This is a genomic window from Paracidovorax sp. (assembly GCF_057642795.1).
On record NZ_JBXYZY010000037.1, the window covers coordinates 117,652 to 133,010 of the forward strand.

The window sequence follows — 15,359 nt, forward strand, 5'->3', positions numbered from 1 at the left end:
GGGCTGAAGCCAAAGAGCACCGCATTGCGGTGCTTTTTTTTGCCTGGAAAGCCCAGCCCTTGATGGCAGGCTACATTAAAGGCATGACTGCGGTGTTGAACAAAACTTCTGTTTCCGATGGACTGCCGAGCGAAAGCCCGGGCAGCGCCAGCCCGTCCGCAGCGGCAGCCAACGCAGCGGCGGCCAGTTTCGCGGCTCTGGTGGACAGCCTCGACTACCTGGACACGGCCAGCATTGAGCAGGTTCGCCAAGCCTACCGGTTTGCCGACCAAGCGCACCTGGGTCAACTACGCAGCAGCGGCGAGCCCTACATCACCCACCCCATCGCGGTCACTGCACAGTGCGCCACCTGGAAGCTCGACGCCCAGGCGCTCATGGCAGCGCTGCTGCACGACTGCATGGAAGATTGCGGCGTCACCAAGGCCGATCTCATTGAGCGCTTCGGTGCACCGGTAGCGGAACTGGTGGACGGCCTGACCAAGCTGGACAAGCTGCAGTTCAACACCCGCGAAGAGAATCAGGCCGAATCGTTCCGCAAGATGCTGCTGGCCATGGCGCGCGACGTGCGCGTCATCCTCATCAAGCTGGCCGACAGGACGCACAACATGCGCACCCTGTCGGACATGCCGCGCAGCAAGTGGGGCCGCATCTCCTCCGAGACACTGGAGATTTACGCCCCCATCGCCCACCGCCTTGGCCTGAACCAGACCTACCGCGAGCTGCAGGACCTATCTTTCCGCCACCTGCACCCTTGGCGCTACGCAACCCTCTCCAAGGCCGTCAACAAGGCGCGCAACCGCCGCCGCGACATCGTCCAGAAGGTGCAGAACGAGGTCGATGCCGCTTTTGCCCGCATCCACATGAAGGTGCGCCTGGCCGGGCGAGAGAAAACGCTTTACGCCATCTACCAAAAGATGGACCTCAAGCACCTGAGCTTCGCGCAGGTGACTGACATTTACGGCTTCCGTGTGATCGTCCCCACGGTGACCGACTGCTATACCGCGCTGGGCGTTCTCCACCAGATGTACAAACCGGTGCCGGGGCGCTTCAAGGACCACATCGCCATCGCCAAGCTCAACGGCTACCAGTCGTTGCACACCACGCTGGTAGGCCCTTCGGGAGTGAACATCGAGTTCCAGATGCGCACCGAAGAAATGCATGTGGTGGCCGAAGCCGGGGTGGCCGCCCACTGGCTCTACAAGGCCCAGGACGACGAAGGCACGACCGCTGAACGCCTGGGCACCAAGTGGCTGCAATCCCTGCTCGACATCCAGAACGAGACCCGCGATGCGGCCGAGTTCTGGGACCACGTCAAAGTGGACCTGTTTCCCGACGCGGTCTATGTCTTTACGCCCAAGAGCCAGATCATGGCCCTGCCCCGCGGCGCGACGGTGGTGGACTTCGCATACGCCATCCACAGCAACGTCGGCGACCGCACAACGGCGGCCAAGATCAACAACGAACAGGTGCCCCTGCGCACGGAACTGAAGAACGGCGACGTGGTGGAGATCATCACCGCGCCGGTTTCCACGCCCAACCCGGCCTGGCTGGGCTTCGTGCGCACGGGCCGGGCTCGCTCGAAGATCCGCCACTATCTCAAGACACTGGCGCATACCGAATCCGCCAGTCTGGGCGAAAAGCTGCTGACCCAGGCCCTGCGAGCGGAAGGCCTGGAACAACTGCCTGACGACCAGGACAACCAGGCACTGTGGGAAAAGCTGCTGCGCTTCACCGGCAACCGGAACCGGGCCGAACTGATGACCGACATCGGCCTGGGCAAGCGCATCGCCGGCATCGTTGCCAAGCGGCTGGTCGTGCTGATGTCCGAGTACGGGCACCGGCCCGATGCCCTGCTGCTGACGCGCGAACGCTACAGTTCGCACGAGAACTTATCGCAAGGTGGGCTCACCCTGGACGGCAGCGAGAATGCCTCGGTTCAGTACGCCCACTGCTGCCGCCCCGTACCCGGCGACCCCATCGTCGGCTACCTGGGCAAGGGCGAAGGGCTGGTGGTGCACAACAGCGCCTGCAGCGTGGCCAAGAAGCTGCAGCACAAGGACAGCGAACGCTTCATCGAGGTGGATTGGGCTGACGAACCCACGCGCCTCTTCGAGACCGGCATCGTGGTAACGATCTCCAATGGCAAGGGAGTGCTCGCGCGCATTGCGGCAGAATTGGCCAGTTCCGAGGCCGACATCGTGCATGTGGAGATGGACGACACTGTGGCGATGGACACGACCGACCTGCGCCTCGTCGTCGCGGTGCGTGATCAAACGCACATAGAAACCGCTTTGCGCAATCTGCGTCGAATGCAGGCCGTGCTGCGCGCTTTCAGAATATTGCCCCAGGGCTGACCGCACCTCGGCAGCAAACCCTGAGGAGAACACTCAAGCCCCAGGCGCTGCCGGGTCGGGGTAGCGTACGGAGAGCACCTCCAGCGTGCGGGTTCCACCCGGCGTCTGCAGCGCTACGGCATCGCCTTCCCGAGCCTTGAGCAGGGCCCGCGCTACGGGCGAGATCCAGCTGACTTCCGCTCGCCCGTTGTCCGCCTCATCCACCCCCAGGATCGTGATGGTCCGTTCGGCACCTTCATCGTCTGCATACGTCACCGTCGCGCCGAAGAAAATCTGGTCGGACCCGGCATGCACGGATGGGTCCACCACCTCAGCGATTTCCAGCCGCTTGGTCAGAAAGCGGATGCGCCGGTCGATTTCACGCAGACGCTTCTTGCCATAGAGATAGTCGCCGTTCTCAGAACGGTCGCCATTACTCGCGGCCCAGTGGACAACCTCCACGATCCGCGGTCGCTCGTTGTCCATCAAATCCAGCAACTCGGAGCGCAGTCGGGCATAGCCAGCCGGCGTCATGTAGTTTCTGCTGCCCGCAGGCAAAGGTGCGACAGCAATTTCGTCGCCGTCATCCTCGACTGCCGCATCGTTCTCTTTGGTAAAAGCCTTGCTCATATCCATTGCCCTGCTTCAATAGCTGCGCCGATTTTCAAGGTGCGGGCTCCACGCGTCGAGGACGTCCGGTGACACGCGCCCCGATGACCGTCGACCCCAGAGTGCACAGGAACAGCATTTGTGCTCGCGGTCAGTGATGGGGAGGCGGATCCTGCACCGGCCGGTCTCCACCTGGGCTGGGCGGTGGATCATCCACCTCCGGCGAAGGCACCCACTGCGGAGAGGGAGGTATTTCGATGGGCGGAACCGGCTGGGGCTGGCCGCCAGAATGGGGCGTGGGGACCGACATATGGAATATGGACATGGCATCGCCTCGTTTCAGTGAAGCATCCAAGATAACCCCATCCGACGAGCGGGCCGTGCCAGCCAATGCCGCGATCTCGCCGGCAACCGCGCGACCGCGAGAGGCCGTGGGCAGCACAAAGACCCGGAACGGACATCAATCACATGGGAACACGGGACTGCTATGAACTGGGCAAGCGCCTGAAGATAGCTGTGCGCAAGCAATAGCAACGCACAACGGAAAAAGCCCTAGAACATTTCTGTTCTAGGGCTTACCGTTTGGTGCGGCTGGCAGGAATCGAACCCACGACCCCTTGGTTCGTAGTTTTGCAGTCGCGCTTAAGTAGTTGATTTTAAAAGCACATGAGCCGTCCGCTTCCAACGTCTCATGCTCTGTCGTGTACAGAAACTCAGATGTCAGTCCCCCAAAAATCCCCCAACTACCCCCCGGTCTTGGGCGCTAGAGCGCCCAAAGTTCCAGGCTGAGAAGTGCTCCCGCCCGCTCCGCCTCCGGCTGAAGACGAAGATGCCTGCGCCCCCCCAGAGCTCAAGGGGCCTTGTTGAGCTAAAGCGTGCATATTATTCAGGCTATTACCAGCAAGGTTTCCCATTCCCGCAAGGCTTCCTGGCGTGTAAACGAGACCCTTCAGCCCGTCAATACTGCGCTGAAATTCCTGCTCTTGCTGCGTCCATTTTTTTTCGTCACTCATCTATTTACCTCCAACACTGAAAATTCAGCGACTACTTAGATTTAGGGTTAGCCAGCGAACCCAGCGTACCAGGCTGCGCTTTCATCGTCTGAGTATCTGTTTGCCTCAAGGGGGAAGATGCCGGTTGAGCCATTTTATGGAGGCCATCGACACTGTCATAAATCTTTACACGACCCAAGTTATGCAATCCATTCGCACTGTGACGAGCTCGCGCCACCTCAATCAAATGTTCAGTTCTGTTCTTTTCAGTCATGAAAGCCTCAATCCAACTTATATCCAGAGATAAAAGACCACAAACCTACCGCCGTTAGAAGGACTGACGCACAGCCAAACGACCAAATGGCGGCCCCATCGCACCTCTTTAGCCAAGTGCCGTCCGGATTGGTTTTTAAAATTGTGGCTTCAATATATTTCTTATTGAGCTGAAATGCGAGCAGTGAACAAGTGATCGTGACTAAAAACATAAGAACACTTGCTACGTAAAGAAACAGCAGCAGATCTGATCCCTCTGCTGGCTTTGCTGCAGTAAACGAAAACACGATAGCTCCACTAGCGAGAGTTAGCAGACTCTTGTCCAACTCCATCGCTGACATTGCCCATGTGTTGACTGCCGCTCCGTAGAACGCGACGTCCTTCGCGTCAATGAGGTTGTCAGCCCGTCGCGCCGCATCTACAAGCTTTTGCTCTTTGCGTACCTTCGCAGCTTGCCTACGCTGTCGTCGAGCAGCGCTGGCAGTTTCCACATTGCGATCGTCCGTGGTAGCCATGGTGCCTTTGTACTCCTGTGGTCAAACCGTAACAAGATGGTAGCTCCGTCATCCGCAACTATATACTGTACGAATGAACAGTGATTTTAAGTTATCTGCGCCTGCCCACGGATGTGACACCATCTATCTTCCCCTGGCAGACGCAAGCGTGCGGGCTGGGTTTCCCTCGCCAGCAGCAGACTTCGGCGAATCGCGCATCGACTTGGTCGCCGAACTCATCAGGCATCCGCAGGCCACCTACCTGCTACGCGTGCGCGGCCTGTCCATGGTGGAGGCCGGCATCGATGACAACGACATCGTTGTGGTTGACCGTGCCCTGAAGCCCGCAACCGGAAACATCGTTGTGGCCGTGGTGGATGGCGATTTCACGGTCAAGTACCTGCAGCTGCGCGCCGGCCGGGTCAAGCTCAAAGCGGCCAATCCCACATTTCCCGACATCACGTTCAAGGACGGCCAGACCGTCGAGGTGTGGGGCGTGGTCACCAGCTGCATCAAGCAGTTCATCCGCTAGGGGCACGCATCAGTGCAGACCTATGTACGCCCTGGTCGATGGCAACAATTTCTACGTTTCGTGTGAACGGGTGTTCCGGCCGAGCCTGATCGGCCGGCCGGTGGTGGTGCTGAGCAACAACGACGGGTGCGCGATCGCGCGAAGCAATGAGGCCAAGGCGCTGGGCATCGCAATGGGCGCGCCGTGGTTCCAGATCCGCCACTTCGAGGAGACCGCGGGCCTGGTGGCGCTGTCGGCCAACTTCGTGCTGTACGGCGACATGAGCGACCGGATGATGAGCCTGGCGGCCGGCCTCGGCCCCACGCAGGAGATTTACAGCATCGACGAGTCGTTCGTGGGCCTGCACGGCGTGCGGGGCGATCTGGTGCAGCGCAGCCGTGCCGTGCGGGCGCGCATCCTGCAGTGGACAGGCATCCCCTGCGGCATCGGCATCGGCACCACCAAGACCCTGGCCAAGCTCGCCAACCACATCGCCAAGACGGCCGAGCGCAAGCCCGGCAGCTACCCGGCCGAGCTGGCCCAGGTGTGCAACCTCGCCGCCCTGCCCGCGCGTGCACTGGAGGAGGTGCTGCGCGGCACCCCCGTCACCGACGTGTGGGGCGTGGGCCGGCGCATCGGCGCGCAGCTGATCGAGGCAGGCGTGCTCAATGTGCTCGATCTCACGCAGTTGGACCCTGCCCTGGTGCGGCGCCGGTGGAACGTCGTGCTGGAGCGCACCGTGCGCGAGCTGCAGGGCATGCCTTGCGTGCAGCTGGAGGATGTGCCGCCACCGAAGAAACAGATCGCCTGCACTCGGTCGTTCGGACGGCCGGTAACCGACCTGGCGCCACTACTGGAAGCGGTGAGCGAATTCGCCAGCCGGGCCGGCGAGAAGCTGCGCGAACAGGGAAGCTTGGCGGCCCAGCTGCTGGTGTTCGCGCACACGTCGCCGCATCGTGAGGGACCTCGATTTTCCCGCTCGGTGGTGATGCCGCTGCGCCGGCCCACGGCCGATACCGGCCTGCTGGTGGGCGCGGCGGTCGCCGGCATCCGGCAGATCTACGAGCCCGGCTATCAGCTCATCAAGGCGGGCGTGATGCTGCTGGACCTGCAGCCCGGCACCACGCACCAGGGCGAATTGGAACTGGAGGTCGAGGGTGGCCGCGACAAGTCACGCCTCATGACTGCGCTGGACACGATCAATGCTCGATACGGCAAGGGTACGCTACATGTGGGCGCTACAGGCATCGAGGGACCGACGCGGGAATGGGGCATGCGGCAGGAACGCCGCACGCCCCGATACACCACCCGCCTCGACGAACTGGCCCTGGTGAGGGCGTAGTTCCGGCTGTCGGCTCAGCGGCCGGCACCGCCCACCACTCATAGCAATTGAGACTCGGAAAAGGCCGTATGCCGGCCTCTGTCGCTCAGACCATGATCCTCCCTGCAGCAGTTCGCTGCGCCACAGGAGTAAAAAGATGCGTGAGATGTACGAGTACGAGTTTGACAAAAAAACCGCAATCAAGCGCGGCGAAGAACTTTACCCTGGCGGGTTCGTCTTGGAAGAAGACCGGGCGAAGCCTTTCCCGCATGCATGCCAGATGGGGTCAGAGAACTTCGCCCAAGCCGCGACGCGGTGGCGCATCGTCCCCAAGAAGGGGGAGCATCCGGACGAGCAGGAGCGGTGAAAGCAGCGCGGGCGGCTTGCCCGCGCTGCTCGACCCTTAATACGGCCGCTGTTGACCCGGCAGGTTGATGACGAGGTCCGGCAGGCTCACCCTGCCGGAGGCGATGGCTTGAAGCTCCTCTGGGCCAAACACCTCAAGCAGCTTGGCGGCACGCCGGTCCAGCTCGTTCTGTGCCAGGCGAGTCCAGTCCGGGTAGGTTTCGATCAACTCTTTGCCGGCGGGGTTGTTGCGAACGAAGCCCGAGAGATAGTCCGTGATGTTTTCTGCTGTGCTGCTCATGTTGCGCTCCTGATGGTTGACTGAAATTTCGATGCGGCCTGAGGTGCGGCCCAGCGGCAGGGGCCGTTGCCGGCGCTGGCCTCTTGGTCCCAGCGGGCCAAGATTTGCTGATCGGTCCAGCCCTTGGCGGCAAGGTACGCGTGGTCGTTCGCGTCGTATTGGGGGTGGGTTTGAATTGCGTTCGGCATGGCTTCATTGACGCTCTGGTGGGCCATATCTCCAAGCGGCTCGGGAGTGCCCGACGGCGCCGTCGGACACTCCCGCGGCTTGACTCAGGCGGTCAGAAGAGGCCTGCGGGCTCGGCCTCGCGGTCCCAGCTATAGATCACCAGCTCGTTCCGCTCCACGCCCTTGCCGCCGCCGGCCACTTGGTACGTGATGGGCACCACATCCATCTGCAGCCCAGCGAAGCACGTGCGGACGTCCGGATGGTCGTTGATGCTCAGGATCGCCCTGCCCTTGAGCTGCCGCATGGTGGCAGCCATGGCCTCGTACTGCGGCCACTCGAATGGGACGCCGTAGCCCTCGGTTTGCCAGTAAGGCGGGTCCAAGTAAAAGAGCGTGTGCGGCCGGTCGTATCGCCGCATGCACTCCTGCCAGTCCAGCCGCTCGATGTAGGCGCTGGTGAGGCGCAGATGCGCAGCGCTGAGGTCTTCCTCCAGCCGCAGCAGGTTGACCGTGGGCGCAGCCACGGTGGTGGCCGTGCCCCACGTCTGGCCCTGCACTCGGCCGCCGAAGGCCTGGTGCTGGAGGTAATAAAAGCGAGCAGCCCGCTGGATGTCGGTGAGCGTTTCCGGCGGGGTGGACTGCACCCACTTGAAAACCTCCCGGCTGCTGAGCGCCCATTTGAATTGCCGCACGAACTCTTCGAGGTGCCGCTGCACGACCCGATACAGGTTGACGAGTTCGCCGTTGACGTCGTTGATGACTTCGACCTCTGCGGGCGGGCGCATGAAGTAGAGCGCGGCGCCGCCGGCAAAGACCTCGACGTAACAGGTGTGCGGAGGGAAGCGCGGGATGATGATGTCCGCGAGGCGGCGCTTGCCGCCGATCCACGGGATGATGGGGTTTGCCATAGTGGGCTCCAGGGGTTGATACACTGCCCCCGCCTGTACAGGTGGGCGGGGCCTTGGCTGGGCTCACAGGCTCGTTCTGTGGGTCTGGCGGTCGCCCGGGTGCTGCAACACCCTGACGGTCGCTCCGTTCTTTTTTTCCAACTCCATGCGCCGGGCGGCGCACGAAGCTCAGTCGATGCGCGGTGGCGGTTCGCTGTCGTTCCTCGGGGGCACTTCGCGCTCCGCTCGCTCATGGATCTCCTGCAGCCGCAACCGATGGTCGCGGCGCATGCGCTCCTCCAGCTGCCTGGCACGGCGTTGGCCGCCGGCACGCTGGGGTTGCGATGGCTGGGTGAGTCGATCAGGGTGCATCGCGACCCTCGATCGGTTTGCGGCAGTTGTCGAGGGCTGCGCGCAGCTGGCCTTCGTAGCCCTCGCGCCGCTCGATCTCGGCTTGCGCTGCCTGGGTGAATGCATCCACCGAGGCGCCGACCTGCAGCGCTTCGGTGGGCATGCTGGGCCGCTCGGGCGCCGGCTCTTTGCACTCGACCGGGATGGGCACCTTGACCTGCTGCACCTCGACGCGGGGGACGGGTGCAGCACAGCCGGCCAGCGCCAAGGCGGCCAGACAGATGAAGGAGCGGATCATGGTTGCGCCCTCCCCTTCAGCCAGACGTCGACACGCGCCTGGGCACTCGCGCAGGCATCGCCGGGCACCGCTGGCGGCGCTGCCAGGATCTGGTCCGCCCGCCGGGCGTAGCCTGCAGCGCGCGTGGCGGCCTCGCGGCGGGCAGCAGACGCCTCCAGCAGCCGCTTGTCAGCCAGATCGCTGAGCCGACCGACCTCCGTGCTGCAGGCCTGGGCCGCGCCGCGCACGCCGGCCAGCTCCTGCGACTTGGCCGATGCATCCGCCCGCGCAGCAATGGCGTCGTCGCGCTCGCCCAGGTAGCCCCAGGCCAGCAGCGCGTTTGCCATGGCGCTGGCCAGCAGCAGCGCTTGCAACGTGCTCACGACCAGCCCTCCCGGCGCACCTTGATGCGCTCCCACACGATGTAGCTGCAGAGCGCCACGATCACCAGCAGCACGATGGGCAGCAGCCAATCGCCCAGGCTGTCGGCGCTGCTCTTGATGTCGCTGAGAGTGCGCGCCGTCTCGGCGATCGTCGCCACCGCAGCAGTACCGCCGGCCGCGACGCTGGCGCGGTTGATGGTGCTCGCCGTCAGCGGTCGCTCGGCATCCACCGCCTGCGGCATGAGGGCCTGGACATCGTCCATGGCCGCTGCCGGGCTTGCGGCTGCGCCGGACGGCGCGGGGGCCGGCGTGAGGTACAGCTGCGACTCGGCCAGTCGGCGTGCCTCCAGGCCCGGCGACACTTCGCCGCCGGCCTTGTTCCACAGCCGGAAGGCCCGGGCCGCAGCGGCGGTGTCACCGCGGTTGTGGGCCTTGAGCACCGACGACTGCCGAAAGCCGTCCTTGGCGCCTTTCGGCTTGCTGCTGCCCGACCAGCCCAGGCCGATGTTGTAGGCCAGCACGACCATGGCCGCCAGCTGGTTCTCGGTGGGCGGCACCGTGCAGGCCGCGCGCACGGCGGTGGTGATCTTCTCCAGCTCGGCCGCCAGGCGCGCTTCGGCCTCCTGCAGCGTCATGCGGTCGCCTTCGCGCACGCCTTCGGTGAAGCCCCAGCCAATGGTCCAGGGCGCACCGCTCAGGCCGCTGACCGATGCCGGGATGGCGAAGGGCGCGGCCAGGTACTTGCGCCACAGTCCGGCGCCGCGCAGCGCCTTGCCGAGCGGCGAATACGGGTCCGGGTACGCGTGGCCGACGAAGGCCTCGCGGTCGTGCAGCAGCTTGATGCCTGCGGGGTTGATCGGGTAGGTCTGCATGGTCATGGGCTCCGTTCAAGGGACGAAAAAAAGCCCGCCGGGGTGACCACGGCGGGCGGGAAGAAACGGGGACGACGGTGGGTTCTACGGAGAGGGGGCGGCAGCGGGTGCCGTAGCGACTTGAGCCAGCTGTTGCAGCTGATCCAGCTGTTGCTCCACCTTTTCCAAGGCGGCGCGCAAGCCTGCGTTTTCGTCAAGCACAGAGGTCAGGCGCGCCTGCAGCTTGTCGGCCGACTCCGCCGCCGCAGCGGCTCGCTGCAGGGCGTCGGTGATCTGGCTTTGCTGGGATGCAACTTGCTCGCGCAAGCGCGTGTTGTCGCCGAGCGCTGCCGTCAGATCTGCGCCCAGCACCAGCGAGAGTGCTTCCCCCTCCACTGCAACCGGCGGATTGGTGGCTGCGCTGATCACGGCGCTATCGCGTAGCACCTCGCTGATGGTCACATGGTGGGCACCTATGCTTCCGTCGTCGTTGTGCCGGATCAGGGTTTCATAAGGGCGATTGCGTTCTGTGAGAGCCATGGCAGTGGTCTTTCTTCGAAGTCAAGAAACGGTGGTGTTGGTGTTGGCGATCTGCCAGGCGCTGCCGTTGCTGCGGCAGAGCTTCGGGCCGCCGGCGGCGTCCGTCACGGTGATGTAGTAGCCGCTGTAGGCTGATGCGCTTGGAAGAGTGGACAGCGTGTATTGGCCGAACCGCACGGCACCAGCAAACTGTGCCGCACCATTAAGACCAAAAACAATGCTGGGGCCGGTTCGGGCGTCCACTGCATTACCAAAGCCGATCTGCCCCCCACCCAGGATGATCATGGCATCGGTGTTGCCGCCCCCCCCGCTGAACATTGAAATTCTCGACGTAATCCCCGGCAGTGTCCCGAGGAAACCGTCGAAGATTTGCGACCCCGGCTCTCCGGTCTCAAAACTAAACAGCGCTTGCTTTCCAGCCGCTGCAGAACGTGCAAATGACACGGCTGCGCCATTGCCTGCATCTTTAGTCACGCGGAACTGCACTGCAGCCGCAGTCCCAGTGGTGCGCGAACTCTGGACGACAAAGTCATCAGTGAATATTTTTGCTCCCGCAATCGTTTGATTGCCGCTCGTCTTCACTGCATTTGCCAGCGCTGCCGCAGTTGCGGCGTTGATGGGCCATGATGCCGCCCAAGCCCGGAAGTTCGCCGCTGTGATCTTTCGCATCTGCAAGTCGTTCGCAGAGTCTCCGATTGACAGCACATCCGCATCGACCAGCACCGCCTTCTCGCCTACATTCGTCGCACTGCCGAACTGCACCCCCGTGTAGGTCCAGGAAGATGCTCCCCGCACCCAGAGCCTGTTGTTCGCCTCGACGTAGTACTCCCCCACCACGCCGGCCGCATCGCTGGGGGGGCCATCCCCAAAGGACCACTTCGTAGATAGCGCGCGCAAGACTTCGAGGGTGACCACGTCCTGCGGCTGACCGACGACGCCGAGGTTCTTCATGCGACCACCGCGACCCGATATTGGCCCGTCGTCGGCGCTACAGCGAACGTCAGCTGCACCGTGGCGTCGCTGTTTGCCACCCAGTCACACAGCACGCCGGCATTGGTGGCCGTCTCGCGCACGCTCAACTGCACGTCACGGGTGCCCAGGTTGTGCGCCACGGTGATGGTGGTGGCCGTGCCGTCCCCGATGGTGGCTGCTGCTTTGCGCGCGACTATGCCGGTATCGATTGCCACAACCGCGCCGTTGATCGTGATGCCAGCGCCTGCCGTGTAGCTCTTGCCGCCACCGAACTGGCCCCAGGCCAGCGCCGTGGTGCCGATGGTGATGGGGGCATCGGTGGTCATCTGCCACTGCTGGTTGCCCAGCGTCGCGCCCTCGGAAACGAAGACTGCCGCGCCCAGCACCTCGGCCGCGGCATCGAAGTCGGCCGTTCGACTCCAGGCGCCCGACCCGGCGCGGTAGATACCGTTGTCGGCAGCCGTGGACTGGTCTTTCACCAGTACACGATCGCCCGCGGCCAGGGCCACGCCGTCGATGGTCTGAAGGCCTGACAGCGTGATGTTGGCCGTGGTCGCCGCCCGCACCGGGTCTTTCCACTTCAGGCCCTGCACGGCAGCGTCGAGCTGGGCCTTGGTGACGGCATCCTGCGGGTTCTGCGCGTCGGCGAGGTTGATGATGCGGTTGCCGTTGGCGTCGAGGTTGTTGGTGATCTTCATGGTTGTGGGCTCCTAGGGGTCGGTCAGTTGCAGATCGCACGGCCGGCGAGCGGCACGCTGTGGGTGATGCGGGCGGTGGTGAGGTCGAGGTGCCGGACGTCCGGGCAGATCTCCGCGCCCAGGTGGTCCAGCACGGTGATGGCGGGGTAGCGGCCCAGGTTGTGAGCGACCGTCCAGACGGACGCGGCGCTGTCTTGCACGTGCGTGTAGCGGCTGCCGGCGCCCTCGCCTGCCGGGCCGGCGGGCCCTTGCTCCGCTGTCTCGATGACCAGCAGATCGGCCACCTCTTCGCGCAAGGCCTGGACGGGCTCCAGCACGTAGAGGTCGGCGCCGGCCTCGTCGCCGCAGTCCTGCAGCCAGTCGGGCGCCGTCATGGCAGCACCTGCACGATGCCGGCATCGACGGACAGATCGCCCTGCAGCACGCGACGGTTGATGCCGTCGGCACCGCGCACGACAAGCCCGAACACGGCCTTGCTCCAGCTGATGGCTGCGGCGTCCGCAGGGCTCACCGCGATGTCGATAGCCCCCGGCACCGCGCCCAGCGTGAGGCCGTTGCCCACGGTCAGCCGCAGGAAGAGCGTGCCGCCCGGCGCGCTGCGGATCTCCATGACCGCGTCGCTGCCGGTCAAGTCGGTCGGCACGAAGGCTGAGCGGGGCACCGGCAGGCCGGTCTCGGAGTGGACGATCGCGCCGTTGCGCAACTCGACGGGGCATGCGTAGGAGCCCAGGCGCAGGCGCTTGCGCATGCCCTCCGGCTTGGCGATGACCCAACTGGCCCCGCCGCCGATCATGATGGTTTGCTGCATGTTTTCTCTCTTGCAAATGACCGCGCCCGCCGGGCTGTGAGGCCGTGGCGGGCGCGGAAGGTGGAGGGTGGAAAGCTAGATCTCGATGCGCGTGACGGGCAGTTGCGGCGCGGTGCCGGTGATGGCTCCACCCTGCACGAATACGCTCTGGCCGGCGGCGATCTGCAGCGGGTTGCGCACACTCACAACGCCCGTGCCGGTGAGCTGCACGCGGGCCACAGCACTGTTGACCGACTGCACTACGCCGGTCTGCACCGGCGCCTCGGGCTGCAAGTCGAGCAGGCGCTTGTAGAGGTTGCTCGACGCGCTCCCTGCGCCCAGGCCCTTGGGCGCGGACGATGTGCGCTCCACGGCCAGTTGCTGGCGCACGGTGGGCATGTCGGCCGTGATGGTGATGCCGCGCACCAGGCCGCGCCAAGTCTCTGCCGGCTCCTGCACCTCGATCAGATAGCCGGGGAGGATGAGGCCAGGATTCGTGCCGCCGGTCAGCAGCGGCAGCGTGATGGGGTGCCGGTGCGTGATGGCGGCAGCGGCGATCACCGCGCTGCCGCGCTGGCGCGCCGCATCGACGTGCGTCACCAGCGCGTCGGTCACCTGGGGCGCCAGCACCTCGCCGGCCGTGCCGGCACGCACCACGTGGCCCAGCACCCCGGCGCCGGTTTCGCCGGAGATGTACACCGCGTCGTAGCGCGCGGCGCCCAGCGCTTGGAGCGTGTCTGCGGTGATGATCTGGCCCGGCATGCGCACCGTGGGTACCGCAGCAGCCCATTCCCACGGCATGACGGGATAGCGCGGCGCGATCTGCAACTGGGCTTCGGTGCGGTGGCTGCGCACCACGCCGCCTGCGGCTTCCGCGATGCGCTGCACCACGGACAGCGGTGAGCCCTGGTGGCTCCATGCGCCGGCAGGCACCAGCCAGTCCTGCATGGCCCAATCGAGCGACACGCCAGTCATGTCCAGCGCCTGCAGCGCGAGCTGGTGCGCGGTCATGTCGCCACTGTTGCTCCACACCGATGCCGGCATATGCGGAGCGCCCAGCAGAGAGGTGACGCTGGCGCCGCGCACCTGCACGCCGTGGTCGCCGAACTTGCGCGAGCGCTCCGGCGGATCGATGGCGAAGACCCAGGCGATGCCATTGACTGTGACCTGCACACGCGCAGGGAGACCTGCCGCAGGCGCCAGCTGATCGACAAGATGCACCGGGCCACGTGCGGACATCGACCAGCCGAAGCCGTCCTCGTCTGCAGTGATCGAGATGCCCTGCAGTTGCACGCGCTCCAGGCTCGGCAGGAGCACAGCATCGATGGTGTTGACGGACATGTAGACCCTTAGAAGAGGGATGACGAACTGCGGCTGCGGCCCGGGGCCGATATGTCGCTCGCAGACGAAGACCAAGCCCACCGGAGATTCCCCACTGCCAGCGAGCAGATCGAACAGCAGACGCACAGGCAACACGGGCACGTAACACGGGTCTGGCCGAGACGGCTCGACCTGCCCAGCCGCCATACCGGGCGGCGGCTTTCGGCCCTGCTCGAATGCCAGTTGCCAGTGCCTGCCCAGCAGATAACCGCGCCCGAAGCCGGAGCCTTGGAGCAGAGCCATCTGGCCCGCGCGCTCGAAGCGCTGGAGCACCTGGGCACGCATGCGGCCGGCCTGCTGGAAAGGCTGCAGGGCGCCCATGCGCAGCCTGGCAGCCTGCTCGAAGGCACCGTGCGCTGCCGCGCGCAGCTGCTCGGCCTGCTGCATGCGCTGCGATGCGGGCAAGCATGCAAGGCGGCGGGCCTGCTCGTCAGCAATGCGGGCAAGCCGGGCCCAACGCGCCGACTGCTGCCAGCGACCCTGAAGCGGGGCCTGCACGGCTTGTGCAGCCTGCGCAAGTACTGCCACGGCCGCATTCGCGCGGGCGGCCTGCTGCCAGCCCTGCAGCCCGCCGCCGAAGGCCTTTCTGCCCTGCTGCCACTTGCTGGCGACATCTCCCGCAACGGGGCGGTCCACGTTGATCCGATAGGCTGCATCGACACGCCCGCGCAGGCCTGTGATGAGCCCTGTGGCCGTGATGCGCGAGACGACGCGCAATGGCACGACGCCTCGCAGGCCGGTGATACGCCCCGTGCCCGCCAGTTGCACCGGAGGGCGGGTCGCGCCATCGCTGTCGTCGCCAAAGACAAGCCCCACCGGGCTGGCGGAGGGGGCCGCAGGCCGGCCGAAGCGCAGGTTCGTTGCGCCGTCGTCATTTGCCACACGCC

Annotated in this window: 20 protein-coding genes; 4 read left to right on the forward strand and 16 right to left on the reverse strand. The window is 64.8% G+C overall.

Features of this window, described 5'->3' with window-relative positions; all coding sequences use genetic code 11:
• Positions 1-83 precede the first annotated feature (83 nt).
• On the forward strand, positions 84-2,354 hold the full coding sequence (locus tag AC3A84_RS15080) for a RelA/SpoT family protein (RefSeq protein WP_487970797.1): 2,271 nt from the start codon (positions 84-86) through the stop codon (positions 2,352-2,354).
• Positions 2,355-2,387: 33 nt separating this feature from the next.
• On the opposite strand, the gene greB is transcribed toward AC3A84_RS15080, so the two are convergent.
• The 3 genes from greB to AC3A84_RS15095 form a co-directional block, all read right to left on the reverse strand.
• Entirely contained in the window at positions 2,388-2,963 is a 576-nt protein-coding gene (greB, locus tag AC3A84_RS15085; RefSeq protein WP_487971058.1) for a transcription elongation factor GreB, read from the reverse strand.
• A gap of 1,023 nt (positions 2,964-3,986) precedes the next feature.
• Positions 3,987-4,208: a hypothetical protein gene (locus AC3A84_RS15090; RefSeq protein ID WP_487970799.1), complete on the reverse strand. Its 222-nt coding sequence runs from the start codon at positions 4,206-4,208 to the stop codon at positions 3,987-3,989.
• Positions 4,209-4,215: 7 nt separating this feature from the next.
• A complete protein-coding gene (locus tag AC3A84_RS15095; protein WP_487970801.1) occupies positions 4,216-4,722 on the reverse strand; it encodes a hypothetical protein in 507 nt (168 codons plus the stop codon).
• Positions 4,723-4,795: 73 nt separating this feature from the next.
• Here AC3A84_RS15095 and AC3A84_RS15100 point away from each other — a divergent pair, with 73 nt between their 5' ends.
• From AC3A84_RS15100 to AC3A84_RS15110, 3 genes are all read left to right on the forward strand, one after another.
• On the forward strand, positions 4,796-5,233 hold the full coding sequence (locus tag AC3A84_RS15100) for a LexA family protein (RefSeq protein ID WP_487970803.1): 438 nt from the start codon (positions 4,796-4,798) through the stop codon (positions 5,231-5,233).
• 22 nt (positions 5,234-5,255) lie between these two features.
• Positions 5,256-6,554: a Y-family DNA polymerase gene (locus tag AC3A84_RS15105; protein ID WP_487970805.1), complete on the forward strand. Its 1,299-nt coding sequence runs from the start codon at positions 5,256-5,258 to the stop codon at positions 6,552-6,554.
• Between the two features lie 136 nt (positions 6,555-6,690).
• Entirely contained in the window at positions 6,691-6,900 is a 210-nt protein-coding gene (locus AC3A84_RS15110) for a hypothetical protein (RefSeq protein ID WP_487970807.1), read from the forward strand.
• A gap of 36 nt (positions 6,901-6,936) precedes the next feature.
• Here AC3A84_RS15110 and AC3A84_RS15115 read toward each other — a convergent pair whose 3' ends face one another.
• From AC3A84_RS15115 to AC3A84_RS15175, 13 genes are all read right to left on the reverse strand, one after another.
• Complete coding sequence (locus tag AC3A84_RS15115) at positions 6,937-7,179, reverse strand: hypothetical protein (RefSeq protein ID WP_487970809.1); 243 nt, start codon at positions 7,177-7,179, stop codon at positions 6,937-6,939.
• Positions 7,176-7,394 carry a hypothetical protein gene (locus AC3A84_RS15120; RefSeq protein WP_487970811.1) on the reverse strand — a complete coding sequence of 73 codons (219 nt, stop codon included), beginning with the start codon at positions 7,392-7,394 and terminating at the stop codon, positions 7,176-7,178. The genes AC3A84_RS15115 and AC3A84_RS15120 overlap by 4 nt, the downstream gene beginning before the upstream one ends.
• A gap of 65 nt (positions 7,395-7,459) precedes the next feature.
• Positions 7,460-8,254, reverse strand: coding sequence for a DNA adenine methylase (locus AC3A84_RS15125; RefSeq protein WP_487970813.1), 795 nt, complete (start codon positions 8,252-8,254; stop codon positions 7,460-7,462).
• 168 nt (positions 8,255-8,422) lie between these two features.
• The gene (locus AC3A84_RS15130) at positions 8,423-8,605 is read right to left on the reverse strand and encodes a hypothetical protein (protein WP_487970815.1); all 183 of its coding nucleotides are present in this window, start codon (positions 8,603-8,605) and stop codon (positions 8,423-8,425) included.
• Positions 8,595-8,882 carry a hypothetical protein gene (locus tag AC3A84_RS15135; protein ID WP_487970817.1) on the reverse strand — a complete coding sequence of 96 codons (288 nt, stop codon included), beginning with the start codon at positions 8,880-8,882 and terminating at the stop codon, positions 8,595-8,597. The genes AC3A84_RS15130 and AC3A84_RS15135 overlap by 11 nt, the downstream gene beginning before the upstream one ends.
• Positions 8,879-9,244, reverse strand: coding sequence for a hypothetical protein (locus AC3A84_RS15140; protein ID WP_487970819.1), 366 nt, complete (start codon positions 9,242-9,244; stop codon positions 8,879-8,881). The genes AC3A84_RS15135 and AC3A84_RS15140 overlap by 4 nt, the downstream gene beginning before the upstream one ends.
• Positions 9,241-10,122, reverse strand: coding sequence for a lysozyme (locus AC3A84_RS15145; protein WP_487970821.1), 882 nt, complete (start codon positions 10,120-10,122; stop codon positions 9,241-9,243). Before AC3A84_RS15145 ends, AC3A84_RS15140 begins: the two co-directional genes overlap by 4 nt.
• A gap of 78 nt (positions 10,123-10,200) precedes the next feature.
• Entirely contained in the window at positions 10,201-10,635 is a 435-nt protein-coding gene (locus AC3A84_RS15150) for a hypothetical protein (protein ID WP_487970823.1), read from the reverse strand.
• 21 nt (positions 10,636-10,656) lie between these two features.
• Entirely contained in the window at positions 10,657-11,586 is a 930-nt protein-coding gene (locus tag AC3A84_RS15155) for a hypothetical protein (protein WP_487970825.1), read from the reverse strand.
• On the reverse strand, positions 11,583-12,305 hold the full coding sequence (locus AC3A84_RS15160; protein WP_487970827.1) for a head decoration protein: 723 nt from the start codon (positions 12,303-12,305) through the stop codon (positions 11,583-11,585). The genes AC3A84_RS15155 and AC3A84_RS15160 overlap by 4 nt, the downstream gene beginning before the upstream one ends.
• A 23-nt stretch (positions 12,306-12,328) precedes the next feature.
• The gene (locus tag AC3A84_RS15165) at positions 12,329-12,679 is read right to left on the reverse strand and encodes a hypothetical protein (protein WP_487970829.1); all 351 of its coding nucleotides are present in this window, start codon (positions 12,677-12,679) and stop codon (positions 12,329-12,331) included.
• The gene (locus tag AC3A84_RS15170) at positions 12,676-13,113 is read right to left on the reverse strand and encodes a hypothetical protein (protein WP_487970831.1); all 438 of its coding nucleotides are present in this window, start codon (positions 13,111-13,113) and stop codon (positions 12,676-12,678) included. The genes AC3A84_RS15165 and AC3A84_RS15170 overlap by 4 nt, the downstream gene beginning before the upstream one ends.
• A gap of 75 nt (positions 13,114-13,188) precedes the next feature.
• Positions 13,189-15,354 carry a hypothetical protein gene (locus AC3A84_RS15175; RefSeq protein ID WP_487970833.1) on the reverse strand — a complete coding sequence of 722 codons (2,166 nt, stop codon included), beginning with the start codon at positions 15,352-15,354 and terminating at the stop codon, positions 13,189-13,191.
• Positions 15,355-15,359 lie beyond the last annotated feature (5 nt).